Origin of the sequence: Marisediminicola sp. UYEF4 (genome assembly GCF_040546025.1) — a bacterium.
Lineage (GTDB): Bacteria > Actinomycetota > Actinomycetes > Actinomycetales > Microbacteriaceae > Marisediminicola.
In genome coordinates, this window is record NZ_JBEPNA010000001.1 from 35,449 (window position 1) to 60,158 (window position 24,710).

Below are 24,710 nucleotides of genomic sequence, written 5' to 3' on the forward strand. Positions count from 1 at the left end.
GTCCCCGTCCGTGATCTGGCTGCGGAACGAAGCTAGCATTGACGGTAGCCCAGTGACGATCCTGTAAGGGAGAGCACAGTGAACGACAGAATATCGACAGAAGCCAAGGTCTTCGGGGCGGCGAGCATCGAATCGTGGCCCACCGGCCGGTTGCTCTCCACGGCGGCGCGGCTCGTCGAACACGCGTGGTACGACTCGCTCGAGAACCTCGGGCTCAGCCACGCCGGCCTCGTGGCCCTGCACCATCTGGGCGAGCAGCCGCTGAGCCAGGCCGAGCTCGCCCGTCGCGCGCGAGTCAACAACCAGAACCTGTCTCGCACTCTCGAGCGGCTCGAGAACGACGGCTACATCGCGAGGGTGCGCTCGCCGGGCGATGCCCGCCGACGCCTGGTCACGCGCACGCCAGCGGGGAGTGTCATCTGGGAGAGAGCGCAGCACCTCGAGGCGAACATGTTTCCGCCGGCGCCGGAGACAGCGGAACTCAGGCGCGCACTGCTCGACATCATCGCGGCATCGCCCGCGAGGCGCTGGTGACTATTCGGTGCCCTCGGATGCGCCGCGCTGCTTGGCGATCTCCGCGTGGACGACGTCCATGTCGAGCTGCTTCACGGCGGTGATGACCTGCTCGAGCGCCGGGGCAGGCAAGGCTCCGGGCTGGGAGAAGACGAGCACGCCGTCACGGAACGCCATGAGCGTGGGGATCGAGGTGATTCCCGCGGCGCCGGCGAGCGCCTGCTCGGCCTCGGTATCGACCTTGGCGAAGGTCACGTCGGAGTGCTGCTCGCTCGCGGCATCGTAGATCGGGGCGAAGGCCTTGCACGGCCCGCACCACTCCGCCCAGAAGTCGACGAGGGTGATGCCGGGGCTCGTGACGGTCTTTTCGAACACTTCGTTTGTCAGTTCGACGGTGGCCATGGTGTCCTCCTTTCTGTGGATGTTCGGGTGTCTAGTCCACAACAACGGCGGCGGTCGGTCAAATCTTCCCCACTGGGCTTTCATCATTCAGGAGTTTGGGTGTGCCAGTACTGGTCAACGCTGGTCCTCGGCTTTCATCATTCAGGAGCCGGGGGGCGGATGCCGGTGGCTCGGGCAACAATCTGGCGCGATACCGCGCTTCAGGCGGCTATTCGCCCCGAGTCGGCAAATTCCTGCGTGAGCGCGAAGGCCGGGGTGGCCTGACTCCTGAATGATGAAAGTCGCCGGGGTGGCCTGACTCCTGAATGATGAAAGTGATGAAAGTGGGCCGGCAGTCGGTAACGTGCATCCATGACGTTCAACGACGACTCGAACATCAGCAATAGCCGTGTGCGACGCCGCGGCCGCACGACCGGACTTGCGGTGGGCGGGGGCGGCATCGGGGTAGTTGCGATCCTCCTCCTGTCGCAGCTGCTCGGCGTCGACCTGTCGGGCATCCTCGGAGGAGGCGCTGGCGGCGGCGCAGGCGGCCCCGCCCCGGAGGATTCCGCGCTGAGCGAGTGCCAGACCGGTGCAGACGCCAATGAGAGCGTCGACTGCCGCATGGCAGGAGCGCTGCTGTCGCTCGACGACTACTGGATCGAGGCCGCACCGGCGATCGGCGTGGAATTCCGCGAGCCGGACTTCGTCTTGTTCGACGGCGCCACCACGACCGCCTGCGGCAACGCCACGAGCGCCGTCGGTCCGTTCTACTGCCCGCCCGACGAGACCATCTACATCGACACGACGTTCTACGACCTGCTGCGCGAGCGGTTCGGCGCGAGCGGCGGCCCGCTCGCCGAGCTCTACGTCGTCGCCCACGAGTACGGCCACCACATCCAGCAGACCGCCGGCTTCTTCGAGGGAACCGATCGCTCCGACACCGGACCCGGCTCCGACGCGATCCGCCTCGAAGTTCAGGCCGACTGCTTCGCGGGTGCCTGGGTCCGGGGAGCGTCCGAGACCGAGGACGAGTCCGGAACGCCCTACCTCGACCCCGTCACCCCGCAGCAGATTCAGGATGCGCTGAGCGCGGCATCCGCGGTCGGCGACGACCGCATCCAGGAGTCGGCCGGCGGTGGGGTGAACCCCGAGACCTGGACACACGGGTCGAGCGAGCAGCGGCAGAGGTGGTTCATGACCGGGTACGACAACGGGCCGGCGGCGTGCGACACGTTCGCGGTGAGCGCCGACCAGCTGTAGCGGTGGTGCCGCAGGTCAGCGGCCCACCGGGCTCAGGAGCAGCAGCCGCCTCCGCAGCATCCGCCCTCGGCCTTGTCGTCGGCAGCGTCGGACGCAGCGTCGGACGCAGCGTCGGACGCAGCGTCGGAGGTCGCGGCGGAAGGCGCGGATGCCGCGAGCAGCGGGATCATCGTGACGGGCTTGCGTGCCACGACAGCCGGGGTCACCGGGGCGGCCTCCGGTAGTGCGGGCTTGGCCGTCGTACGGATGACGCTCGGCGCGTCGTCGCGCGCGGAGGCGGTGGCAGCGGCGTCGGTCTCGGCGAGATCGAAGTGGCGCTTCGGCGTGCCCGCCGTTGCGACGGAGCCTTCGGTGAACGCGGTGGTTGCGGAATCTGGCACGGGTGTCTCCTTAGCCTGTTTGTAGCCCCAGTCTGTCACCAGTTGCTGGGCGGCGAGCAGACCGTGCGCACGCGGCGCCGCGCGGTGTCGGGCCGGCGGCCGCCACCGGCCGGATTGCCGTCGCGTGTCACGGGCACGGGAGGGCGTAGCCTCGACCCATGAAGCGCTCGCTCGCCGCCGGGCTCGTTGCCGTGCAACTGCTTCTCATCGCCGCGCTCGTGCTCATCCCGCACGGAGCGCTCTGGCCTCTCTCGCCGGCCGTTCTGACGCTCGGCATCCTGCTCGGCATCACCGGACTGGTGATCGCCATTCTCGGCGTGCTCGGCCTCGGACCGGCCCTGACCGCGAGCCCGATCCCGCGCGACCGGGCGCCGCTCGTCACGGGCGGGCTCTACGGATGGGTGCGGCATCCGATCTACACCGGCCTCCTCGTCGGCGGCAGCGGCCTCGTGCTGCTCGGCGCCTCGGTCTGGCATCTCGTGCTCTGGCTGGGGCTCTTCGTGCTGCTCGCGCTCAAGTCGCGGTGGGAGGAGCGGATGCTGCTCGACGAGCATCCGGACTATCAGAACTACGCCGCCGACGTCGGCCGTTTCATTCCCGGCGTCGGGAAGCTCCGCCGGTAGAAGGCGGCGCGGTCAGCCGCTCGCGAACAGCCCCGCCGCGGCGACCGCGAGAACGAGGCCGACGACCTGCGGGGGAGCGAGCCGCTCGCGCAGGACCAGCGCGGCGAGCACGACCGTGATGGGCGAGCAGAGCGCGGCGAGAACCCCGATGATCGACACGTCGCCGACGCGCACGCCGGTCAGCATGAAGACATCGGCGGCCGCGGCGAGCACCCCGCCGGCCAGGCCCAGGCGAACGCCCCCGGCCCAGCCGCCGCGCCAACTGCCCGAACGACGCGGGCCCCGTGCGGCCACCGAGGCGGCCGCGGCGAGCAGCACGGTCACCGCGACGCCGCGGCCGACGACGAGGGTCAGGATGCCGGAGTCGCCCGGGGTGTTGTCGAGCACGATGATGCCGGTGCCCATGCTCGCACCGGCAAGGATCGCCAGCAGGATGCCGCTGGCCAGAGGGCGCACGGCCTCCGTGTGTGGCACGACGCCGACGAGGACCACCGCGGCGAGGGCGACCACGATGCCCGCAGAGCCGGTGAGAGCGAGCTGCTCGCCGCTCGCGAGTCCGTAGGCGACCGGCACGATCGCCGCGACGACGGCCAGGAGCGGTGCGAGGATGCTCATCGGCCCGATCGCGAGGCTCGCGTAGAGCAGTGCCACGGTGCAGGCTGCGACGACTCCCGCGATGACTCCCCAGACGAGCGCTCCCGTCGACCAGGTGCCGCCGAAGATCGGCAGCGCCACGGTCAGCAGGATGAGCCCGGCGAGAGCGCTCAGAGCGGATGCCCGGATCGCGAGGATCCGGCCGGCGGCGAGCCCGCCGAGGAAGTCCGCGGCACCGAAGAAGACGGCTGTGCCCAGCCCGAGGATCGCGGTGAGCATCCGGTTCCTTCCGCTGCGGCCCCGAACCCGACGGGCACGCCCACACTATCCAGCGGGTGAGTCGACCACGTTTCGGTCGCGGGCTCAGACCGCGCACGCATCGCCTGGCCGGCGACCGTCAGCGGAAGTATTCGGGCCTGCTGACGTAGGTGTCGGCGACGAACATGACCCCGCTTGAGCTGTGAAGCATTTCGCGCACCGCATCGATGAGGTCGCCGGCCTTGTCGGGGGGCAGCACGGTGATGAGCATCGTGAGTGTGTCGTACTCGTTGAACAGCAGCGCGCCGGAATGCTGGCCGTGATGCCCGATGCCGGAGACGCCGGAGACCGCCGTGTATCCGGTGGCTCCGGCCGACGTGATCAGGTCGCGGATGGCTGGCGCCTCTCGCGCCGATACGACGATCTCGATTCTCGTCATCTTGGTGAGGTTGTTCACTGCTGTGCTCCTTCTGCTGGCGGCAGGGGTGCCGTGTGCCAGCCATACCGGGTGTAGTGCATCCACGGGTCGGTTCTCCGTTCGCGAGCGGTGATGGTGATCCACTCGTTGTCGAACAGGTCTCGCAGCACCTGGTTGCGGGAGATGATCTGGCCGATGGTCTCGAGGGGTGCCTGCACGATGACGGCCAGTCTGAGCGGCTCGTGCAGGAGGGCAGTGCCGACGCCGACCGATTGCCACGGCAACCCCCGCCGCAGGTCTCCGCCCTGGCCCGCGAGCACGCCGATGGTGCCGATGGCGTTGTGGACCGTCTTGGTGCCGGCTCCGTGAAGGTCGGGATTGATGCTGGAGAAGTAGTACTGGTGGTTGATCCACTGGGCAACGACGACCGGCGCCGTCAGGACGGTCTCCAGTCCCGTGCCGTGCGCGTCGAACTCCGGCACATAGGAGTGAAGGAATACGCGGCGGGACAGGTCCACGCCGCGTGTCAGCTCGCGCGGACCGATGATCATCGCGGCGTTGCCGGCCAGCCCGAGCTCCGGGTAGACCTCGGCCCAGTCGTGGGCGCGCCGGCGCAGGCGTGTCGTCGAGTGACGCGGGGACGCCCCGGGCAGGTCGCGGGCGCGTTCACGAACCAGACGGTCCGCCGCCGTGCTCTGCCGCCGGAGGAAGTCGTCCGCCAGAGCGCGGTGGGAGGCGGGCAGGGAGTGGGTGTCGAGAAGCGTGATCGCGTCGGTGACGGTGTTGTGTTCGGCGGCGATGAACACCGTGTCCTTCGGGATGCTGATCCCGCGAGCCTCGAGCAGCTCGCGCACGCCGGGATCGTTGAAGATCACGGTGGCCGCGCGGGCGTTCGCTGCCCCCGGGTTTCCGCCGCACGCTCCACAGTCCAAGGCGGACTGGTAGAGGTTGTTCCGGCTGTCCGACCCGTGCCCGGCCAGCACCACGAGCCGGCCGAACCGCGCCATCCCCATCATCCGCAGGGACGTCTCGGCCAGCACCGCGCGCTCTTCCAGAGTGAAGGCATCGGCGACGGTGACGCTCGACTCGAGCGCCCGGCCGGCGAGCCGCTCCTCCCGGATCCGCGCCAGCAGTCCGGGTGCGAACGTGCGAAGCACGCTCGTCAGCCCGTAGAACCAGCCGGCGGTCTCGGCGAATGCGAAGGAGGTCGCGGTGCCGGATTCCCCCGCGTGCAGCGCCCGGTCAACGGCGTCGCGTCGACGCGCGGCGGTGACCCGCCTCGTCGCCGTGGCGTCGTCGCGGGGAGCCTCCGTGACGGTGTGCCGCGGTGTGAGGAGGGCCGGCAGGGAATTGACGGCGCCCTTCCCGCGGTGGCGCACGAACCGGATCGGAACGCCGAAGAATCCGGCGAAGCCGAAGGTTTCGATGGTCGAGGCCGTTTCGAGGTGCCGGCGGGCACCCTCGGACCGCGGGTCGATGCACATGACGACCTGAATTCCCGGGCGTTCGGTGGGTGCGTGTGCGGTGGACAGCGAAGAGAGGAGCCGGCTGCGGTAGTTCAACTCGTAGGCGAGCTGCCAGGTGAACAGGTGGTCCCGGGTCGGGTGCGCCGCCAGCACCCGGGCCACCGTCGAAATATCGACGGGGCCGACGTGGGTGCCGACGAGGCGGCCGGCCAGCAGTTCGGCTCGACGCTGCAATTCGGTGGCTGGCTCGTGTTCGCGCGGGATCGGGCCGGTGAGCGACGGCGGGATCTGCAGGGCGTGCCTGGTGCCGAACCGGACCGCCAGAAACGAGGTGAGGTCGATGTCGCCGACCTTCTCGGCGCGCCACTTGATGTGACTGGCCCACCCGGGCAGCTGGTGAAGCTCGAGCGCAAGGACCCTCTGAACATCATCCGCTTCGACTCCGAGCTGGTCCAGCGCCCACCCCAGCCCGGCATCCGGCCCCTCCGGCAAGCCGCGAAGGCGACGCCGCGCTCCCGGCGCCAGGGAGGGGTCGTGACGGATGAGCGTGCGCCACGCCGCGTAGAGCCCGTGTTGCCGGTGCGGCATCGGCCAGAGGGGATCAGGGGTCAGGAACGCCGCAACCCACCGGCTGGTTATCTCGTCAAGGCGGCTCAGCGGGGAGGTGCGGAGGCTCGCGCCGGTGTCGTGCGACTGGTCGAGCTCCAGTTCCAGTGCGGCCAGGCGAGCGGCGGGCAGGGTGGTCTCGCCGATCGTGACAGTGCCCGTCAGCTCGGGGATCCGCAGACGCACCGCAGCCTCGAGATCTGCGAGCACGATTCGACCCCGCTTGTGGTCGGCCAGGTAGTCGGTCCGCTGCCGTGTGAGCGGACCGAGCGACCGCGCGGACTCGAATGGTCGAGACTCGCTGCCGGCAAGCGGATTGACGGCGATGAAGGAGTCCAACGGCCAGGAGGGCACGATGTCGTGGGCGGCGGAGGCCACGGCCACGCGAAGCAGAAGGCTCACGGTGTTCCTTTCGAGAAGGATGTGGGGGAAAGCGAGGCGGCGAGCGCGCGGCTGTATGCGAGATCGCGCAGGCCGCCCCACCGCCTGCCGGTGCGGGTCAGCAGTCCGACGGCGCCGAGGCCCAGCGCCGGGAGGACCAGCATCCACACGGGAGCCGCCGCGACGGAGGCCTCGGCGTCGAGCACCGACGCGAAGAGGGCAAGGAATGCGGTGTAGCCAAAGCCAATCCCCACGATGGACAGCACGCCGAGACCGACGGTCAGGCGAGAGAAGTTCGTCGCGAGCCCGACCGCCAGCGTCACGATTCCGGTGACGGCAACGAAGAGGAGCAACCCGATGCTCGCCGGGGACACCCCGGGGTTGATCGTCGCCTGCGCGGCGAACAGCGCGCCGAGGGTGAGCAGACCGGAGCCGGCGACGGCCGCGACGACCACCCGCCGCCGGGTCGGCGGGCGCACGGGAAGATCGCGTGATGCGGCATGCGTACGCACCCCCATTCCGGCGCCAAGAAAGAGAGTGGACTTGAACAGGGAGTGGGCGATCAGGTGGAAGATCGCGGCGGCGAGGGCACCCAGGCCGCACGCCATCACCATGAACCCCATCTGGGCCATGGTCGAGAACACCAGGCGGCCCTTGACGTCGGGTTTGACCATGCGCACCGCGGAGGCGTACACAAGCGTTGCCGCACCCGCAAGGAAGACCACCGTCATCACGGACTGGTGCACAGTGATCGCCGGGGCGAATCGGATCAGCAGAATCGCCCCCGCATTCACCACCCCGGCATGCATGAGCGCCGAAACCGGGGTGGGGGCCGAGAGAGTACTGGGTAACCACGTGTGGAACGGGATCTGGCTGGAACGCGCCAGTGCCCCGGTGACGAGCAGGAGCGCCACCAGAATCTGGACCGGCTCTGGCAGCGTGGCCAGGAGCGATCCCAGACGATTCAACGGCACGTCCCCACCGGCCCCGACGGTAATGACAGCAGCGGCCGACAGGACGGCCGTGTCGCCGATGGCCAACTGCACGGCGGTTCGCCGCACGCCGGCCCGGGCCAGTGGCGCCGACGGGTAGGTCGCCAGCAGAAGCACGAGTGCGGCGCCCGCGGCGACCCACGCTGCGGCAAAGGTGAGCACAGAGCCGGCGCAGACCAGCAACACGGTGAAACCGGTGAGCAGGTTCGTCATCGTGACAAACCATCCCTGCCGGAGGTCGCCTCGGAGGTAGCGCACTGCGAAGCACTGGATGAGCCCGCTCAGCCCCAGCACGAGGATCGCCATAATTACGGCGAGCGGGTCCAGTCGCACCGGGCCGGAGCCGGCATCGATGCCCGGCTGTCGGGTGGCGAGAACGAGCCAGCCGGCGGCCAGCGCGGCGACGAATCCGACTCCGACGAGCCCGCACGCGACTCGAGCCAGCAGGTCACGGTCGATGCCAGCGCGACCTCCGACCGCTGATGACAGGGCGGCGACGAAGGGCAACGTGACGACCGATGCCACCAACAACCAGTTGTCCACACTTACCTCGTTTTCCTGAAACTCAATACACGAAAACGATAGCAGGTAATGGAGAGCGTGAATACGCTGTGCTGAGTCTCATGACAGGTGACGGCTAGGCTGCACCGATGGCCCAATGGACGTTTCTCACCAACCACGCGCACGTGCTGATGTGCGTGGCGGAGAATCCCAACGTGCGGCTGCGCGACGTGGCGGTGCAAGTCGGGATCACCGAGCGCGCCGCCCAGCGGATCGTCACAGAGCTCGAAGAGGCCGGCTACCTGGAGCGCGAGCGCGAAGGTCGTCGCAACAGCTACCGGTTGCACACGGCGATGCCGTTGCGGCACCCGTTGGACAGCGACCATCGGGTTGGAGAACTGCTGGCCATTTTCGCCCGCCCGTCCCAAGGAACTGTGGCGGCCGCCCCCGATGGCCCTTGAATTCTCGACCCCTTGACCGTGCGCGAACGGCTATGTGAGGATCAACGCGACCCGCGTGGGCGGGGCGCGACGAGGAGGTCCCCATGACGGCAGACGAGCTCGTCGGCACGTGGATTGACTCCCACGAGGAAGGCCGCGACGGGGTGCAGGTATTCCGCACTCAGGAGTACGAATTCCCGCCATCACGCGGACGGATGTCGTTCACACTGCGGGCCGACGGCAGCGCGATCACCGGGCAACCAGGCCCCGATGACCGAGGCGTGACCGGCGGCGGCAGCTGGAGAATCGACGGTGCCGTTCTCACCATTCGCAGCCCCGGCGGGTCTGCGACGTACGACGTGCTCTCCGCAGACCCGAGCCACCTGGAGCTGCGACCGCACTGACTCCCCACCGAAGGAGTGAACCGCAATGGTCACCAAAGCCGACAAGGCCGAAGAATCGCCCACCGAGGCGCCGCTGCATCGCAGTTGCGCGACAGGTGAGGTCAACGAGAGACTGCTCCGCACCGTCGAGGGCTACGCCGAGTCCAGAGCCGAGATCGAGAACCGCACCGCCCGCGTGCTCGACGCCCAGGTCGCCCTGCGCACCGGATGCACGCAGATCCCCGTAGTCGTGCACGTCGTCTACCGCAACGCCACCGAGAACATTTCCAACGCCCAGATCGACAGCCAGATCGCCGTCTTGAACGCCGACTTCCGGGCGACGAACGCCGACAAGGCATCCACCCCGACGGCCTTCCAGGGACTGATCGGCGACGCGAGAGTGACCTTCAAGCTCGCGACCACCGACCCTGACGGCAACCCGACCGATGGGATCACGCGCACCTCGACCACCACCACGCCGTTCAACTCGGCCACCGACAACGTGAAGTCCGCGGCGACGGGCGGGGCGGATGCCTGGCCGTCCGACAGGTACCTCAACCTCTGGGTCTGTGGCAATCTGCGCAGCGGGTCCGGACAGTCGCTCCTCGGGTACGCCCAGTTCCCGGGAGGGCCCACCGCCACCGACGGGGTCGTCGTCATCCACAGCGGGTTCGGCACCACCGGCACCGCGGCCGCCCCATTCAACCTCGGCCGCACCACGACGCACGAGATCGGCCACTGGCTCAACCTCCGCCACATCTGGGGCGACGACGGAACCGGATGCTCCGGAAGCGACTTCGTGGCCGACACCCCGAATCAGGGCGGACCGAACTATGGCACGCCCACCTTCCCGTCGTCGTCGTGCTCGAATGGCCCCAACGGCGACCTGTTCATGAACTACATGGACTACACGGACGACGCGGCGATGTTCATGTTCACCAGGGGACAGGTCGACCGCATGCAGGCGGCGCTCGACGGGCCACGGTCGAGCATCGGCGTCAGCGGTCCCTGTCTCGGGAAGCCGGTCAAGGAGTTCGTCAAGGACCTGCCGAAGGACCTTCCGAAAGACGTCATCAAGGACCAGCCGAAGGACGGCATCAAGGACTTCCCGAAGGACGGCGCGAAGGACATTCCGAAGGATGTCGCCAAGGACATCCCGAAGGACGGGGTGAAGGACAAGCCGAAGGACAGGGTGAAGGATTTCCCGAAGGACAGGCCGAAGGATCTCATCAAGGACAACCCCAAGGATCTCGTCAAGGACCAGCCGAAGGACGGGGTGAAGGACAGGCCGAAGGATCTCATCAAGGATCGGCCGAAGGACCTCAGCAAAGACGGTCCGAAGGACTACGGCAAAGACATGATGAAGGACTTCGCGAAGGACCCGATGAAGGATCCGCGAAAGGAGGGGATAAAAGATCTTCCAAAGGATGCGATCAAGGACGCCCCGAAGGACGGCATCAAGGATTTCGCCGACGACATTCCCAAGCAGCTGCGCGATCCGGTGAAGGAGCTCGGCGGGGAGATCGGACCGATCGACCCGGGCCCGCTCATCAACCCGGCGCTCGGCGGCGGTGGGTTCGGCGGTCTGTTCGGCGGCGGCGCGACGCCGTTCGTGATCGGCGGACGGGACGAGACGGAGTACGGCGCGGGCCAGCCCGAGGAGGTCTCGCCGCTCGCGGTCATCGCCGAGCAGCTCGGGGGGATGCTGTCTGAGTACAGCAGCGCAGCGGCGGAGGGGCAGCTGTCGCCGGCCGACGTCGCGCGCTGGCAGCAGCTCGCTGGCGTCTACGCGCAGATCATTGCGCTGCTCGGCTGAGCGGGTCGACACGATGCACGCCGCGGGAGGGAGCATCCGCCCTCCCGTGGCGGGTCGCGCCAGGCGCGCGCTCGTGGTGCCGGGGAGGGCGCGATGATCCTCATCGTCAGCTTTCCCGACAACGCCCACGTCGAGCGGGTACTCGAGCATCTCGACCGGCCAGCGGTCGTCTTCGACATCGCCGACTTTCCGCACCGCACCCGTCTCGACGTGCGATTCGGGACCTCCGCCGACCGGATAACCCTCACGCCCCACGGGCAGGGCGCGATCCCCATCGATCAGATCGGTGCGGTCTGGTACCGGCGTGTGCGGCCGATCGGGCTTGACCCCGCACTGACGGATGCCACGAGCCGCCTGTTCGCGTGGTCGGAGAGCACCGAGGCGTTGACCGGCCTGTGGCACGCGATGGAGTGCTTCTGGATGAACCCGCCCGCCGGCGACGAGGCCGGCCAGCGTAAGATCCGCCAACTGCAGGTCGCCCGCCAGGTCGGGCTGTCGGTGCCGGAGACCCTCATTACCAACGACCCGGCCGCGGCGCTGGAGTTCATCGCCGCCCGGGACGAGGGGGGAGTGATTCGCAAGGCATTCCGCAACATCGCGGAGGCGCCGCGGTCCACCGCCGTCGTCACGGCCGACGACCGGGCGCGGCTCGACGACGTGCGGTACGCGCCGGTCACCTTCCAGGAATTTGTACCGGCCGACCTCGACTTGCGGGTCATCGTCGTCGAGCACGAGATCTTCGCCGCCGCGATCCTCTCGGAGCCGGAGTACCGCACCGACTATCGCCCCGGTATCGGGTCGGCGAAGTTCAGTACATACGAGCTGCCGGACGAGGTGGCAGCGGCGCTTCTTGCCCTGCATGATCGGCTCGGCCTGGCCTACGGGGCGTCCGACTTCCGGGTGACGCCCGACGGCGAGCACGTGTTCCTCGAGGTGAACCCGGGAGGGGAGTACCTGTTCGCCAGCGACCGCACCGGGCAGCCCGTACCGCAGGCGATCGCCGCGTGCCTGTCCCGGCACGACCGCGAACACGGCGAATGATCCTGCCGCGAGCCGTGGCGCCCGGGGCTGCGTGCGCGTGATCGTGCCCCCAGTTGTGGGTCCGCCCCAGATCGGGGACTGGCGCACGGCGCCGCGCGAGGCCACGTGGCGCGGGGAAACGAAAAAAACCCCCGCTGAGCGAGGGTTGAGTTGGTGGCTCCGACGGGCGTCGATCCCGTGACCTCACGATTTTCAGTCGTGCGCTCTACCAACTGAGCTACAGAGCCAACAAGGCACGGACTACTGGCGAGAGTAAATCCGTGCCTTTGCGACCCTGACCGGACTTGAACCGGCGACCTCCGCCGTGACAGGGCGGCGCGCTAACCAACTGCGCTACAGGGCCATGCTATTTAGTTCTGATGTTTTTGTGACCCCAACGGGATTCGAACCCGTGTTAACGCCGTGAAAGGGCGCCGTCCTAGGCCACTAAACGATGGGGCCATGAAGCAAAAGAACTTCGTAGCAACCGAGACGTAAGCATACGTGGGCTGAGGCGAATTGCAAAACCGTGGTGTGGCGACGCGATTGACGCCACACTGATGAGAAGTTGGCGCTTCTGCACGGCACGCGATACATTCAAGTGCTTGTTGAGAGTTTTGTGGTGCTCTGTGCGCCGGCGTTGCCATGATTGGCGGCGTTTGAGAGAAGTGACCGCGTGATATCGATCCATCGGAATCACACAAATCGGGGATATATGACAAACGCTGAACGCCGCCGGGGGGCGACGGGCTCACGTAGCCACACGGGGACACGAATGAGCGCGCGCGTGCGCATCCTGTCCGTCATCGCCGCGATCGCGGTCGCAACCACCGCGGGCATCACGGGCAACGCATCCGAGCCCGCGTTCGCGATCGAATACCCCACGTGGGCCGATGTCGAGAACGCACGCAACAACGAGAGCGCGAAGCAGGCTGAAGTCGCCCGCATCGAGGCGGTGCTCGCGGAGCTCGCAACCAAGGTCGAGGAGACCAAGGCTGCAGCGATTGCCCGCGGCGAGGACTACGAGAAGGCCCAGCTCGCGTTCGACGAGGCCAACTACAAGGCCGGTCAGCTGCAGCTGCAGGCCGACGAGGCCCAGTTGAAGGCGGGGGAGTCCAAGCTCCGTGCCGGTCAGCTCGCGGCGCGTCTCGCCCGCTCGGGCGCCGGCGACGTCTCGGCTTCGTTGTTCTTTGACGGCGAGTCCGCCGCCGACCTGCTCTCCCAGCTCGGCATGGCGAGCAAGATCACCGACCAGTCGGCCGGCATCTACCAGAAGGCCATCGAAGACCAGAACACCGCGCAGTCGCTCACCGACCAGGCGAACGTCGCCAAGGACGCCCTGCAGGGCCTCGCGGATGCTGCCGCCGCCGCCCTCGAGGCTGCGACCGTCGCCGCGGATGCCGCCGCCGCCGCCCTCGCCGAGCAGCTGGAGAACGAGGCCGTGCTGCGCGCGCAGCTCTCGGTGCTCGCGGAGAACCGTGTGGCAACTGAGGCCGACTATCAGGCAGGCGTGCGAGCCCGCGAAGAGGAGGCGAGGCGCGTCGAAGCGGCACGCCAGGCTGCCATCGCCGCCGCGCGCGCCGCCGAGGCCGCCGCCGCCGCGGCGGCAGCTGCCGCCGCCGCAAAGGCTGGCCCCAGCTCGCCGGCCGGTGGAGGCGGCGGTGGAGGCGGCGCAGCAGTGGGCGGAGCGCCGTCGCCGTCGGGCGCCTGGGTGCGTCCGTCCTCCGGGTATGTCAGCAGCTCCTATGGCAACCGTGTCAATCCGTACTCCGGCATCTACGCGTTCCATGCGGGTACCGACGTCGGCGCTGGTTGCGGCTACCCGATCTACGCGGCCTCGTCGGGAACGGTCACCTACTCGGGCCCGAACGGCCGCTACGGCAACTTCGTGTCGATCAATCACAGCGGCGGCATGTCCACCGCGTACGCACATCTCCTCGACGGCGGGCTGCTCGTCTCTCGAGGGCAGTCCGTCGCCGCCGGGCAGCTCATCGCGCTCGCCGGCACCACCGGCGGATCGACCGGATGCCACCTCCACTTCGAGGTGCGCCGCGGCGGCGGCACCGTCGACCCCGTGCAGTTCATGCGGGGGCAGGGCGTTTCGTTCTAGGACGGATGCCGGCCAGCGTCTGAACGTGCTGGGCAGCGTGGGCTGAGCGCGACCGGGCCGGACCGCTTGCCGCCGAGTGTGCTCGTCTCCGCCGAGTGTGCCTGTTGCACCGGGCACTTTGGGTGGGAGCTGTCACACTCGGCGCGGCGACGGCGACGGAGCGACTGCCCCGCCGCCGACGTGCGACGCGGTGCGACGCGGTGCTTCGCGGCGCCGGACGGGACCCCCGCCGCCGAGTGTGCTCGTCTCCGCCGAGCGTGCCTGCTGCACCGGGCACTCTGGGTGCGAACCGTCACACTCGGCGCGGCGCGGCGACGACGCGAGAGCCCCGCCGCCGACCTGCGGCGCGGTGCCTAGTGCGCGCCCTCGACGGCGAGCTTCTCGATGCCCGCGACGACGATCGCGTCGGCCTCGGCCGCATCGCCCCAGCCCTCGGTCTTGACCCACTTGCCGGGCTCGAGGTCCTTGTAGTGCTCGAAGAAGTGCTCGATCTCCTTGCGGGTGTACTCCGGGATGTCGTTCAGATCCTGGATGTGCGACCATCGCGGGTCGGTTGCCGGCACCGCGATGACCTTGGCGTCGGATCCACCGTCGTCGGTCATGTTGAACACGGCGACGGGGCGCACCTTCACGCCGACGCCCGGGAACAGGGGGTAGTCGAGCAGCACGAGCACGTCGACGGGGTCGCCGTCCAGCCCGAGAGTGTTCTCGAAGAAGCCGTAGTCGGTCGGGTACACGAACCCGGTGAACAGCACGCGGTCGAGGTACACGCGACCGGTGATGTGGTCGACCTCGTACTTGTTACGGCTCCCCTTGGGAATCTCAATGACGGCGTCGTAGCTAGACATGGCTGGACCTTTCGTGGAACGGCGAAGTGGATGCTGGTTCGGGAAGCGGATGCGCGGGACCGACCGGCGGCGCGCTGCAATAACGTTACTGGATGACCATCCGCCGCCGTCTGACTCCCGCGATCGCGGATGTGCGCCGCGCGGTGCGCGAGGCGATCACGGCGGCGCTGCCCGCTGCGGCCGAGTCGACCGAACCCCGCCGTCCCCTCGTCCTCGTCGCCCTCAGCGGTGGCCCCGACTCGCTCGCCCTCGCTGCGGCGACCGCGTTCGAGGCGCCCCGGCTCGGGCTGCGGGCCGGCGCCGTCATCGTCGATCACCGGCTGCAGCACGGATCGGCGAAGGTCGCGGCGCAGGCCGCCCGTGCCGCCGCCGCCCTGGGGCTCGACCCGGTTCTCGTTCGCGAGGTGACTGTCGACGGCGCGGGGGGACCGGAGGCGGCCGCCCGCGACGCCCGTTACGCCGCCCTCGACGCCGCACTCGTCGAGACCGGAGCCACCCGCGTGCTCCTCGGCCACACCCTCGACGACCAGGCCGAAACCGTGCTGCTCGGCCTCGCGCGCGGCAGCGGCGCCTCGAGCCTCTGGGGCATGGCCCGCGAATCCGGCGCCTACCTGCGCCCGCTGCTCGGCATCCGCCGCCCGATCACGGAGCAGGCCTGCGCGGATGCCGGGCTCGAGCCCTGGCACGACCCGCAGAACTCCCATTCCGTGTACACGAGAGTGCGCGTGCGCCAACGTGTGCTCCCCACGCTCGAGCACGAGCTCGGGCCGGGGGTCGCCGAGGCGCTCGCGCGCACCGCCGAGCAGCTGCGGGAGGATGCCGAGGCGCTCGACCACTTCGCATCCGAGATCATCGAGGAACTGGCCGAACCCGCCGAGGCCGGCATCTCGCTGCCCGTCGCCGCGCTCGCGGCGAACCCGCCCGCGCTGCGCCAGCGTCTCATCCGCCTGGCCGTGCGGGCCGAGTTCGACGTCTCGCTCGGCCGCGCGCACACACTCGAGGTCGCCCGCCTCGTCACCGAGTGGCACGGGCAGGGGCCGCTGGACCTGCCCGGCGTTAGGGTGGAACGGCGACACGGTCTGATCGTCTTCAGCGCTGGCGCCATCCACCCTCACGGCTGACACGACCCACCGGAGCAACATGCAACTCACCGACATTGCCGACGACCTCGACTCGACGCTCTACACCGAGAAGCAGATCCACGACAAGATCGCCGAGCTCGCCGCCCGCATCGACGCCGACTATGCGGGGGAGACCCTCCTGCTCGTCGGCGTGCTCAAGGGCGCGGTCATGGTGATGGCCGACCTCGCGCGGGCGCTCACCCTGCCGATCGAGATGGACTGGATGGCGGTGTCGTCATACGGCTCCGGCACGCAGTCGTCAGGCGTCGTGCGCATCCTCAAGGACCTCGACACCGACCTCACCGGGCGCAAGGTGCTCATCGTCGAGGACATCATCGACTCGGGGCTGACCCTCTCCTGGCTGCGCGCCAACCTCGAGAGCCGCGGCGCGGCATCCGTCGAGATCTGCGCCCTGCTGCGCAAGCCCAAGGCGGCCAAGGTCGACGTCGACGTGCGCTACGCGGGCTTCGAGATCGGCAACGAGTTCGTGATCGGCTACGGGCTCGACTACGGCGAGAAGTACCGCAACCTGCGCGGAATCGGCGTGCTCGCGCCCCATGTCTACCGAGACTGACCGCGGGGCCACGTCATTACGCCGCCAGCAAACACGTGGGAGGCACCCAGCCGGGCGGCGGTAGCCTTGCAGAAATCACCTCACACCTTGAAGGAAGGCGCCGGGCCGACACCCGGGACACTATGGATTTCAAGAAGTTCCTGCGCGGACCGCTCGTCTACATCCTGCTGGCGGTCGTCGTCGTGTCGATCGGGTTCAGCCTGCTCACCGGGTCCGGTTTCAAGGAGATCACGACCCAGGAGGGCCTCGAGCTCCTCAAGGACAACAAGGTCGCGACCGCGACCGTGATCGACGGTGAGCAGCGGGTCGACCTCGTTCTCAAGAGCGCCGGCGACGACGGCGAGAACGTGCAGTTCAAGTACGCGACTCCCCGCGGCGAAGAGGTCATCACCGCCATCAACGGGTCGAATGTGACGACGTTCGACGATGAGGTCGCCACCACCAACTTCTTCACCTCGCTGCTCGGGCTGATCATCCCGTTCATCATCATCGGGCTCATCTTCTGGTTCCTGCTCAGCCGCATGCAGGGCGGCGGAAACCGGGTAATGCAGTTCGGCAAGTCGAAGGCCAAGCTCGTCTCGAAGGAGACCCCGCAGGTCACCTTCGACGACGTCGCCGGGGCCGACGAGGCCATCGAGGAGCTCCGCGAGATCAAGGACTTCCTCAAGGAGCCGGCGAAGTTCCAGGCCGTCGGCGCCCGCATCCCCAAGGGGGTGCTGCTCTACGGCCCTCCTGGAACCGGCAAGACCCTGCTCGCCCGCGCCGTCGCGGGCGAGGCGAACGTGCCGTTCTATTCGATCTCCGGTTCGGACTTCGTCGAGATGTTCGTCGGCGTCGGAGCCAGCCGCGTGCGCGACCTGTTCACCCAGGCCAAGGAGAACTCGCCCGCGATCATCTTCGTCGACGAGATCGATGCCGTCGGTCGGCACCGCGGCTCAGGTATGGGTGGCGGCCACGACGAGCGCGAACAGACCCTCAACCAGCTGCTCGTCGAGATGGACGGATTCGACGTCAAGACCAATGTCATCCTCATCGCCGCGACCAACCGTCCCGACATCCTCGACCCCGCCCTGCTGCGCCCCGGACGCTTCGACCGCCAGATCGGCGTCGACGCCCCCGACATGATCGGTCGCAAGAAGATCCTTGAGGTGCACGCCGCTGGCAAGCCGATGGCCGCCGGCGTCGACCTCGAGGTGCTCGCCAGGAAGACCCCCGGTTTCACCGGCGCCGACCTCGCCAGCGTGCTCAACGAGGCCGCGCTGCTGACGGCACGCTCGAACGCGCAGCTCATCGACAACCGTGCGCTGGATGAGGCCGTGGACCGCGTCATGGCCGGCCCGCAGCGCCGCACGCGTGTCATGCGCGACCAGGAGAAGCTCATCACCGCGTACCACGAGGGTGGGCACGCGCTCGTGGCGACCGCGATGAACAACACCGATCCGGTCACCAAGATCACGATCCTGCCCCGCGGCCGAGCCCTCGGCTACACGATGGTGATGCCCCTCGAGGACCGCTACTCGGTGAGCCGCAACGAGCTGCTCGACCAGCTCGCCTATGCAATGGGCGGCCGTGTTGCCGAGGAGATCGTCTTCCACGACCCGACCACCGGCGCGTCGAACGACATCGAGAAGGCCACCGCGACCGCGCGCAAGATGGTCACCGAGTTCGGCATGAGCGCGAGCATCGGCTCGGTCAAGCTCGGCTCGAACCACAACGAGATGTTCGGTCGCGAGATGAGCGGAACGCGTGACTACTCCGAGCGGCTCTCCGAGCAGGTGGATGCCGAGGTGCGCACCCTCATCGAGAACGCGCACGACGAGGCGTGGAGAGTGCTCAATGAGAACCGGGACATCCTCGACACCCTCGCCCAGGAGCTGCTCGAGCGGGAGACGCTCGACCAGACCCAGCTGAAGGAGATCTTCGCCGGAGTCAAGAAGCTCGCTCCGCGCCCGCAGTGGCTCTCGAGCACGAAGCGGCCCGTGTCTGATCGTCCGCCGATCCTGATGCCGGAGAAGGCACCGATCGACGCCGGCTCGACCGAGGGCGCCATCGACTCGACGCCCAAGCCGGCGGCGAAGCGTGCCCCGCGCCGCCCGTCGCCCGGCGTCGCCCCGGCCTAGCCCCGTGGCCGGCATCGATACCGATCGCATCGCCGCCGCGGTGGCAGAGATTCTCGCGGCGATCGGCGAGGATCCGACGCGGCCCGGGCTCGTCGACACCCCGCGCCGGGTCGCGCTGGCGCACGCCGAATACTTCTCCGGGCTCGGCCGCGATCCTCTCGAGCACCTCGCCGACACGCTTCCGGTGGATTCCGCGACGGGCGATCTGGTGCTGCTGCGCGACATCGAGGTGCGCTCGATGTGCGAGCACCACCTCCTCCCGTTCACGGGAGTGGCCCACATCGCCTACGTTCCGCGAGAGAAGATCATCGGACTTGGCCGTCTACCCCTCGTGGTCGATACGCTTGCCTCGCGCCCGCAGCTCCAGGAACGATTGACCGAGGAGATTGCGGATGCTGTTCAAGCAGGTCTTGATCCCCGTGGGGTGCTCGTCGTCATCGACGCGGCCCATCAGTGTGTTTCGGCGCGCGGTGTGCGCCAAACGCGGAGTTCGACGGTGACGATGGCAGCGCGCGGCACGCTCGCGGACCCCGTCGGGCGAGCCGAAATCATCATGATGATCGGAGCGCCCCGTGACTAACCAGTCCGACACCCACGTTGCTGCGGCACCCAAGCGGTCCCGGCGCGCGAAGCCGGCCGGATCCCGTCCGACCGGCCCGGTCAGGCCGCTCATCCTCGGCATCCTCAACGTCACCCCCGACTCGTTCAGCGACGGCGGAGCTCACGGCTCCGTCGGCGCGGCCGTGGAGTATGCGGTCCACATGCGCGAGTGCGGCGCCGATCTCATCGACGTCGGCGGCGAGTCGACGAGGCCCGGAGCCGAGCGCCTCCCGATCGACGAGGAGCAGCGCCGAGTGCTGCCCGTGCTCGACGAGCTGGCCAAGCGGCGCATCCCGGTCAGCATCGACACGATGAACGCGAGCACCGCGGCGGCGGCCGCCGAGCGCGGGGCCGCGATCATCAACGACGTGTCCGGCGGCACCGCCGACGCCGACATGGGCAGGGTCGCCGCCGAGACCGGTCTCATGTTCATCGCGATGCACTCGCGCGGGCCGAGCGACGCGCGCACCACCTACCGCGACGTCGTCGGCGAGGTGCGCCTCGAGCTCGAGTACCGCGTCGCCGCGCTGATCATGCAGGGGGTTCACCCGCGGCAGATCATCGTCGACCCCGGCATCGGCTTCGCCAAGGACTCCGCGCAGAGCTGGGAGCTGCTCGGCGGCCTGCGCGAACTGCGCGCCCTCGGCCACCCCCTCCTCGTCGGCGCCTCCCGCAAGCGGTTCCTCGGCGAGCTGCTTCCCGAGGGCGCCAAGCCGCGCAAACGGGACGCGGCAACCGCCGTGATCAGCGCACTGTCGGCCCAGGCGGGCGCCTGGGGTGTTCGCGTGCACGACGTGCCCGCGACGAAGGCGGCCCTTGACGTGTGGAGCGCCATGAACGGAGCAACGCGGTGACCGCGAGCCAGGGAGAATCCCCGAAGCTCACCGGGCCCGAGCCCACCGGCGAGGGGCCCGAGCCCGAATCCGGACCGCTGCCGCTCGACTCCATCACCCTCACGGGGCTGCGCGCGGCAGGACACCACGGCGTCTTCGAGCACGAGCGGGCAGAGGGCCAGGAGTTCGTCATCGACGTCACCGTGTGGCTCGACTTTGCGGCGGCAGCGGCGAGCGACGCTCTCGAGCGCACGATCCATTACGGAGTGCTCGCCGAAGAGGTCGTCGCCGCGGTGGAACGAGACCCGGTCGACCTCATCGAAACCGTCGTCGAACGCATCGCCGCCGTCGTGCTCGAGCACCGGCAGGCCCGCCGCGTGCGCGTGACACTGCACAAGCCGTCGGCACCGATCACGGTGCCGTTCGCTGACGTCGCCGTGACCATCACGCGGGCGCGCCCGTGATCCGCGAGGAGCGGATGCGGGTCGAGCTTCCGGCCGTGATCGCCCTCGGCAGCAACCTCGGCGACCGCGAGCAGGCTCTGCGGGATGCGGTGCACGCGATCGACGCGCTTCCCGGCGTTGTCGTCAGCGCGGCGTCAGAGATCGTGGAGTCGCCCGCGCTGAAGCCGGACGGCGTCGACGAGAGCGCCCCGAGCTACCTCAACGCGGTCATCGCCGTGCGCAGCGCGGTCAGCCCGGAGCAGCTCCTCGACGGCCTCAACGAGATCGAGCAGCGGCTCGGCCGGGTGCGCACCGAACGCTGGGGCGATCGCACGATCGACCTCGACATCATCACCGCGGCCGGGCCGCACGAGAACAGCGAACGGCTCACCCTGCCGCACCCGCGGGCGTGGCAGCGCGGATTCGTGCTCGTGCCGTGGGCGCAGATGAACCCCGGCGCGCAGCTGCCCGGCCACGGCCCGGTCGCCGAGCTCGCCGCCGCGACGAGCGACGTGGTCCTGCCCTATCCCGCTGCACCCCTCATGGCGGCGGTCCGCACGTGAAGCGCACCACGGTATCGACGCTTCTGCTGCTCGTCGCGATCGGCGCGGCGGGTGCCGGACTGCTGCAAGCGGTGCTCGCCTCCGTGGGCCGGCCCATCATCATCCCGCCGTTCACGCTGCCCGTCGCGCTCGCCGCGATCGGCGTCATCGTGGTGCTGATGGCTGTACCGATCAGCCGCATGGTGCGGGGCACCTCGAGCCCACGCGGCCCGGTCGACCCGTTCTACGCGACCCGCGTCGCGATGCTCGCCAAGGCATCCGCTCTCGGCGGCGGGCTCCTCACCGGGGGCGGAATCGGGCTGCTTGTCTACCTGCTGAGTCGATCGGTCGCGCCGGGGGTAGGCTCGCTGGGATTGACGATCGCCGCGCTCGTCGGCGCTGGGGTGCTGCTAGCCGGCGGCCTCATCGCCGAATTCATGTGCCGCATCCCGCCCGACGCCGACAACGATGATGACAAGCCCCTCCGCGCGAGCCCAGAGGCGTGACCGAGCAGAACCCCAGTGAGGACACCGTGAGCACCGTGACCAATCGAGTCGACCTGCCGGGGATCACCTGGCGGCGCGTGTCGGGCAAGTATGTCGTCGCCGAGCTGCTCGGACTCGTCGTCACCGCGGTCGTGCTCGCGGGCGCGACCGCCCCGCTCTACATCATCGGCTGGGACGCTGCCCCGTTGGCGACGCTCGCCGCGGTCGGGTTCGTGCTGCTGTTCGCGGCATTCACGCCTCGCCGTGTACGCGCCATCGGGTACCAGCTGCGCGACGACGACCTCGTGTTCCGCCGTGGGGTGCTGCAGCAGCGGTTCGTCGCCGTGCCGTACGGGCGCATGCAGCTCATCGACATCAACCGCGGACCCCTGTCGCGTGCGCTCGGCCTGAGTGAGCTGCGATTCGTCACCGCCGCCGCCTCGACCGGCGTGACCATTCCCGGGCTGCCCGCCGCCGAGGCGGAGGAACTGCGCGACGCCCTCGTCGAGCTCGCCGAGAGCAGGCGGGCGGGGCTGTGACCGACGAAGGCGAGCGCCCGGCACACGGCCGGCGCGCGGCCGGTGTTCCCCTCGACCGCGGCAAGCCCGTCACGGCGCTCGCCGCCTCGCTGAGCGACGGTGAGTGGCGCCACCTGCATCCGGCCTCCCCGCTGCTCAAGGGCGGCATTGTGCTCATCGCGGTCATCGGCATCGTGATCTCGAACCTGCGCGAGCGCTTCTTCGAGAACTTCATGCCGGGCGCGAACTTCCGCGGCAACGACCCGATCGAGCTCCTCTTCCGCGAGGGCGTCTTCGGCTGGGCGCTCCTCGCCCTTCTCGGGGTGCTGTCAGTGCTCGTTCTCGGCTTCTACATCTCCTGGCGCATGCACACCTTCCGGATCACCGAGGAGGTCGTCGAGGTGCGCTCCGGCGTGCTGTTCCGTACCAACCGAAAGGCCCGACTCGACCGCATCCAGGGCATCAACATCGTGAGGCCGTTCTTCGCGCGGCTGTTCGGGGCTGCGCGGCTCGAGGTCAACCAGGCTGGACAGGACGCCAACGTGCGCCTGGACTACCTCGCCTCCACCGCGGCCGACGACCTGCGCCGCGAGATCCTGCGGCTCGCGTCGGGAACGCGTGCGGCATCCGTCTCCCGCGCGAACGGCGCCGGACCCGCTGTCGGGGCCGGCCCGTCCCTCGGCGGTGCCGCCTCGATCGTCGAGCAGCGGATGCACGAGTTCCTCGCGCCCGAGCTCGAGCCCGACGCCGCCGAGCCGGAGTCAGTCGTCAAGCTCGGCACCGGGCGGCTCATCGGGTCGATCCTGCTGAGCGGCGCGTCCATCTTCCTTGCCGTCGCGGTCATCGTGGTCATCGTCGCCTCGGTCTTCGCCCCTAGGTCGCTTATCGCCTTCTTCGGCCTCGTTCCCGCGGTGCTGGGTGTTGCGGGGTTTTACGTGCAGCGGTTCCTGAAGTCGCTGCGCTATTCCATCGCGGGCACCCCCGACGGCGTGCGCGTCGGCTTCGGGCTGCTCACGACGAGCAACGAGACGCTGCCGCCCGGCCGCATCCACTCGGTCAAGGTGAGCCAGCCGCTGCTCTGGCGCGGACCCGGGTGGTGGGAGATCAAGGTCAACCGTGCCAGCCAGTCCTCCACGGATGGGGCCGCCGGGCAGCAGAACACGACGATCCTGCCGGTGGGCAACCTCGCCGACGTCACCCGCGTGCTCACCCTCGTGCTGCCCGACCTGCTCGACGAGGGTCTCGCGGTCGTCGGGCTGACCGGACCGGGTGCGCCGGACGACGGCTTCACGAACTCCCCGCGTCGCGCAGGCGTGCTGCGCTGGTTCTCTTGGCGGCGCAACGGGTTCGCCGTCACGCCGACCGCGGTGTTGCTGCGCAAGGGGGCGATCTGGCGCGAGCTCGTGCTCGTGCCGCACCCGCGGCTGCAGAGCGTGTCGGTTCAGCAGGGACCGGTGCTGCGGATGCTGCGCCTCGCCGCGGTGCGCCTGCACACGGTCGCCGGCCCGATCAGCGCCGAGCTCGGTGCCATCGACGAGGACGCCGCCGTGAAGATGTTCATGCTGACGGCCGAGGCCGCTGTGCGCGCCTCCGGCAGCGACACCTCGCACCGGTGGCGTTCCGCGGAGGGGGTTGAGTACCGCGACGGGCTGGATGCGAGTCTGGTTGATCGGGCCCCCGGCGCGGATGCTGGCGGCTGGGTTGCCCCCTCTGCGCACTCACGCGACCGGCCACTCCCGTGACCCCCGCCCCGCACCAGCGGTCCGGACGCCTCGGCGTCGGCATTGTCGGCTCCGGACACGTCGGCCCGATTCTCGGCGCGGCCCTCGCGGGCGCCGGCCACGCGATCGTCGGCATCTCGGCGATTTCCGCTGCGAGCCTGGAACGCGCCGACGCCATCCTTCCCGGCGTGCCGATCCTGCCGGTGCCGGAGCTTGTCGAGCGCAGCGAACTCGTGATCCTCGCCGTGCCCGAGTCGGAGCTCGAGGCACTCGTCGCCGGCCTCGCCGCGACGAAGGCCTGGCAGCCCGGTCAGCTCGTGATGCACACCGTCGCCCGGTTCGGCGCCGGCGTGCTCGCTCCGGCGATGGCACTCGGCGCGATCCCGCTGGCGATCCACCCGGCGATGGCGTTCACGGGAACCTCGGTCGATCTGGCGCGGCTCGTCGAGAGCCACTTCGCGGTGACCGCGGCGGCCCCGGTGCAGCCGATCGGCCAGGCGCTCGTCGTCGAGATGGGCGGCGAGCCGGTCATCGTCGCCGAGGCGGACCGCCCCGCGTACGCCGAGGCGATTGCGACCGCGACGAGTTTCTCGGCGGCGATCGTTGAGCAGGCCACCGGCATCCTGTCCGAGATCGGCATCGAGGCGCCCGGACGCCTGCTCGCGCCGCTCGTGCGCACCTCCGTCGAGAACGCGCTGCGCAGGGCGCCGTAGCCGGTGCCGGCGTTGCCCCGGCTCGGTCGCCGTGCGCCGAGCGAGTA

Annotated in this window: 26 protein-coding genes and 3 tRNA genes; 19 read left to right on the forward strand and 10 right to left on the reverse strand. The window is 69.2% G+C overall.

Annotation, left to right across the window (positions count from 1 at the left end; translation table 11 throughout):
• The first annotated feature begins 78 nt into the window (after positions 1-78).
• Positions 79-534, forward strand: coding sequence for a MarR family winged helix-turn-helix transcriptional regulator (locus tag ABIB15_RS00140; RefSeq protein ID WP_354474268.1), 456 nt, complete (start codon positions 79-81; stop codon positions 532-534).
• Here ABIB15_RS00140 and trxA read toward each other — a convergent pair whose 3' ends face one another.
• A complete protein-coding gene (gene trxA, locus ABIB15_RS00145; protein ID WP_354474270.1) occupies positions 535-915 on the reverse strand; it encodes a thioredoxin in 381 nt (126 codons plus the stop codon).
• Between the two features lie 351 nt (positions 916-1,266).
• Here trxA and ypfJ point away from each other — a divergent pair, with 351 nt between their 5' ends.
• A complete protein-coding gene (ypfJ, locus tag ABIB15_RS00150; RefSeq protein ID WP_354474272.1) occupies positions 1,267-2,157 on the forward strand; it encodes a KPN_02809 family neutral zinc metallopeptidase in 891 nt (296 codons plus the stop codon).
• Between the two features lie 32 nt (positions 2,158-2,189).
• On the opposite strand, the gene ABIB15_RS00155 is transcribed toward ypfJ, so the two are convergent.
• A complete protein-coding gene (locus tag ABIB15_RS00155; RefSeq protein ID WP_354474273.1) occupies positions 2,190-2,537 on the reverse strand; it encodes a hypothetical protein in 348 nt (115 codons plus the stop codon).
• Positions 2,538-2,695: 158 nt separating this feature from the next.
• Here ABIB15_RS00155 and ABIB15_RS00160 point away from each other — a divergent pair, with 158 nt between their 5' ends.
• Positions 2,696-3,160: a methyltransferase family protein gene (locus ABIB15_RS00160; RefSeq protein ID WP_354474275.1), complete on the forward strand. Its 465-nt coding sequence runs from the start codon at positions 2,696-2,698 to the stop codon at positions 3,158-3,160.
• Positions 3,161-3,172: 12 nt separating this feature from the next.
• Here the strand turns inward: ABIB15_RS00160 and ABIB15_RS00165 are convergent, their stop codons facing one another.
• The 4 genes from ABIB15_RS00165 to ABIB15_RS00180 form a co-directional block, all read right to left on the reverse strand.
• On the reverse strand, positions 3,173-4,033 hold the full coding sequence (locus tag ABIB15_RS00165) for an EamA family transporter (protein ID WP_354474277.1): 861 nt from the start codon (positions 4,031-4,033) through the stop codon (positions 3,173-3,175).
• A gap of 118 nt (positions 4,034-4,151) precedes the next feature.
• Positions 4,152-4,469, reverse strand: a complete 318-nt coding sequence (locus ABIB15_RS00170) for a DUF190 domain-containing protein (RefSeq protein WP_354474278.1) — start codon at positions 4,467-4,469, stop codon at positions 4,152-4,154.
• Entirely contained in the window at positions 4,466-6,904 is a 2,439-nt protein-coding gene (locus ABIB15_RS00175; protein ID WP_354474280.1) for a DUF2309 domain-containing protein, read from the reverse strand. Before ABIB15_RS00175 ends, ABIB15_RS00170 begins: the two co-directional genes overlap by 4 nt.
• A complete protein-coding gene (locus tag ABIB15_RS00180; protein ID WP_354474282.1) occupies positions 6,901-8,418 on the reverse strand; it encodes a proton-conducting transporter transmembrane domain-containing protein in 1,518 nt (505 codons plus the stop codon). The genes ABIB15_RS00175 and ABIB15_RS00180 overlap by 4 nt, the downstream gene beginning before the upstream one ends.
• Before the next feature lie 107 nt (positions 8,419-8,525).
• Between ABIB15_RS00180 and ABIB15_RS00185 the strand changes: the two genes are divergently transcribed.
• The 4 genes from ABIB15_RS00185 to ABIB15_RS00200 all read left to right on the forward strand — a co-directional run bounded on the left by ABIB15_RS00185 (position 8,526) and on the right by ABIB15_RS00200 (position 12,056).
• On the forward strand, positions 8,526-8,837 hold the full coding sequence (locus tag ABIB15_RS00185) for a helix-turn-helix transcriptional regulator (RefSeq protein WP_354474284.1): 312 nt from the start codon (positions 8,526-8,528) through the stop codon (positions 8,835-8,837).
• Between the two features lie 83 nt (positions 8,838-8,920).
• On the forward strand, positions 8,921-9,220 hold the full coding sequence (locus tag ABIB15_RS00190; protein ID WP_354474286.1) for a hypothetical protein: 300 nt from the start codon (positions 8,921-8,923) through the stop codon (positions 9,218-9,220).
• A gap of 25 nt (positions 9,221-9,245) precedes the next feature.
• Complete coding sequence (locus tag ABIB15_RS00195; RefSeq protein WP_354474288.1) at positions 9,246-11,015, forward strand: M43 family zinc metalloprotease; 1,770 nt, start codon at positions 9,246-9,248, stop codon at positions 11,013-11,015.
• 93 nt (positions 11,016-11,108) lie between these two features.
• Positions 11,109-12,056 (forward strand): MvdC/MvdD family ATP grasp protein, encoded by a 948-nt coding sequence (locus ABIB15_RS00200; protein WP_354474289.1) that lies wholly within the window; start codon positions 11,109-11,111, stop codon positions 12,054-12,056.
• 151 nt (positions 12,057-12,207) lie between these two features.
• Here the strand turns inward: ABIB15_RS00200 and ABIB15_RS00205 are convergent.
• The 3 genes from ABIB15_RS00205 to ABIB15_RS00215 all read right to left on the reverse strand — a co-directional run bounded on the left by ABIB15_RS00205 (position 12,208) and on the right by ABIB15_RS00215 (position 12,497).
• A tRNA-Phe gene (locus ABIB15_RS00205) sits at positions 12,208-12,283 on the reverse strand.
• Positions 12,284-12,325: 42 nt separating this feature from the next.
• A tRNA-Asp gene (locus ABIB15_RS00210) sits at positions 12,326-12,399 on the reverse strand.
• A 25-nt stretch (positions 12,400-12,424) separates the two neighbouring features.
• A tRNA-Glu gene (locus ABIB15_RS00215) sits at positions 12,425-12,497 on the reverse strand.
• Positions 12,498-12,810: 313 nt separating this feature from the next.
• Here ABIB15_RS00215 and ABIB15_RS00220 point away from each other — a divergent pair.
• The gene (locus tag ABIB15_RS00220; protein WP_354474291.1) at positions 12,811-14,145 is read left to right on the forward strand and encodes a peptidoglycan DD-metalloendopeptidase family protein; all 1,335 of its coding nucleotides are present in this window, start codon (positions 12,811-12,813) and stop codon (positions 14,143-14,145) included.
• A gap of 353 nt (positions 14,146-14,498) precedes the next feature.
• Here the strand turns inward: ABIB15_RS00220 and ABIB15_RS00225 are convergent, their stop codons facing one another.
• Positions 14,499-14,993 carry an inorganic diphosphatase gene (locus tag ABIB15_RS00225; RefSeq protein WP_354474293.1) on the reverse strand — a complete coding sequence of 165 codons (495 nt, stop codon included), beginning with the start codon at positions 14,991-14,993 and terminating at the stop codon, positions 14,499-14,501.
• A gap of 92 nt (positions 14,994-15,085) precedes the next feature.
• Here ABIB15_RS00225 and tilS point away from each other — a divergent pair, with 92 nt between their 5' ends.
• The 11 genes from tilS to ABIB15_RS00280 all read left to right on the forward strand — a co-directional run bounded on the left by tilS (position 15,086) and on the right by ABIB15_RS00280 (position 24,663).
• Positions 15,086-16,114 (forward strand): tRNA lysidine(34) synthetase TilS, encoded by a 1,029-nt coding sequence (gene tilS, locus ABIB15_RS00230; protein ID WP_354474295.1) that lies wholly within the window; start codon positions 15,086-15,088, stop codon positions 16,112-16,114.
• 19 nt (positions 16,115-16,133) lie between these two features.
• Positions 16,134-16,688 (forward strand): hypoxanthine phosphoribosyltransferase, encoded by a 555-nt coding sequence (gene hpt, locus ABIB15_RS00235; protein WP_354474297.1) that lies wholly within the window; start codon positions 16,134-16,136, stop codon positions 16,686-16,688.
• Positions 16,689-16,810: 122 nt separating this feature from the next.
• Entirely contained in the window at positions 16,811-18,808 is a 1,998-nt protein-coding gene (gene ftsH, locus ABIB15_RS00240) for an ATP-dependent zinc metalloprotease FtsH (protein ID WP_354474299.1), read from the forward strand.
• A 4-nt stretch (positions 18,809-18,812) separates the two neighbouring features.
• Positions 18,813-19,388 (forward strand): GTP cyclohydrolase I FolE, encoded by a 576-nt coding sequence (gene folE, locus ABIB15_RS00245; protein WP_354474301.1) that lies wholly within the window; start codon positions 18,813-18,815, stop codon positions 19,386-19,388.
• Positions 19,381-20,262, forward strand: a complete 882-nt coding sequence (gene folP / locus ABIB15_RS00250; RefSeq protein ID WP_354474303.1) for a dihydropteroate synthase — start codon at positions 19,381-19,383, stop codon at positions 20,260-20,262. Before folE ends, folP begins: the two co-directional genes overlap by 8 nt.
• Positions 20,259-20,705 carry a dihydroneopterin aldolase gene (gene folB, locus ABIB15_RS00255; protein WP_354474305.1) on the forward strand — a complete coding sequence of 149 codons (447 nt, stop codon included), beginning with the start codon at positions 20,259-20,261 and terminating at the stop codon, positions 20,703-20,705. Before folP ends, folB begins: the two co-directional genes overlap by 4 nt.
• Positions 20,702-21,247 (forward strand): 2-amino-4-hydroxy-6-hydroxymethyldihydropteridine diphosphokinase, encoded by a 546-nt coding sequence (gene folK, locus ABIB15_RS00260; protein ID WP_354474307.1) that lies wholly within the window; start codon positions 20,702-20,704, stop codon positions 21,245-21,247. The genes folB and folK overlap by 4 nt, the downstream gene beginning before the upstream one ends.
• Entirely contained in the window at positions 21,244-21,732 is a 489-nt protein-coding gene (locus ABIB15_RS00265) for a DUF3180 domain-containing protein (protein ID WP_354474309.1), read from the forward strand. The genes folK and ABIB15_RS00265 overlap by 4 nt, the downstream gene beginning before the upstream one ends.
• A 35-nt stretch (positions 21,733-21,767) precedes the next feature.
• Positions 21,768-22,250, forward strand: a complete 483-nt coding sequence (locus ABIB15_RS00270) for a PH domain-containing protein (protein WP_502908899.1) — start codon at positions 21,768-21,770, stop codon at positions 22,248-22,250.
• A complete protein-coding gene (locus tag ABIB15_RS00275; protein ID WP_354474312.1) occupies positions 22,247-23,971 on the forward strand; it encodes a PH domain-containing protein in 1,725 nt (574 codons plus the stop codon). Before ABIB15_RS00270 ends, ABIB15_RS00275 begins: the two co-directional genes overlap by 4 nt.
• A complete protein-coding gene (locus tag ABIB15_RS00280; RefSeq protein WP_354474314.1) occupies positions 23,968-24,663 on the forward strand; it encodes a Rossmann-like and DUF2520 domain-containing protein in 696 nt (231 codons plus the stop codon). Before ABIB15_RS00275 ends, ABIB15_RS00280 begins: the two co-directional genes overlap by 4 nt.
• Positions 24,664-24,710: the final 47 nt, after the last annotated feature.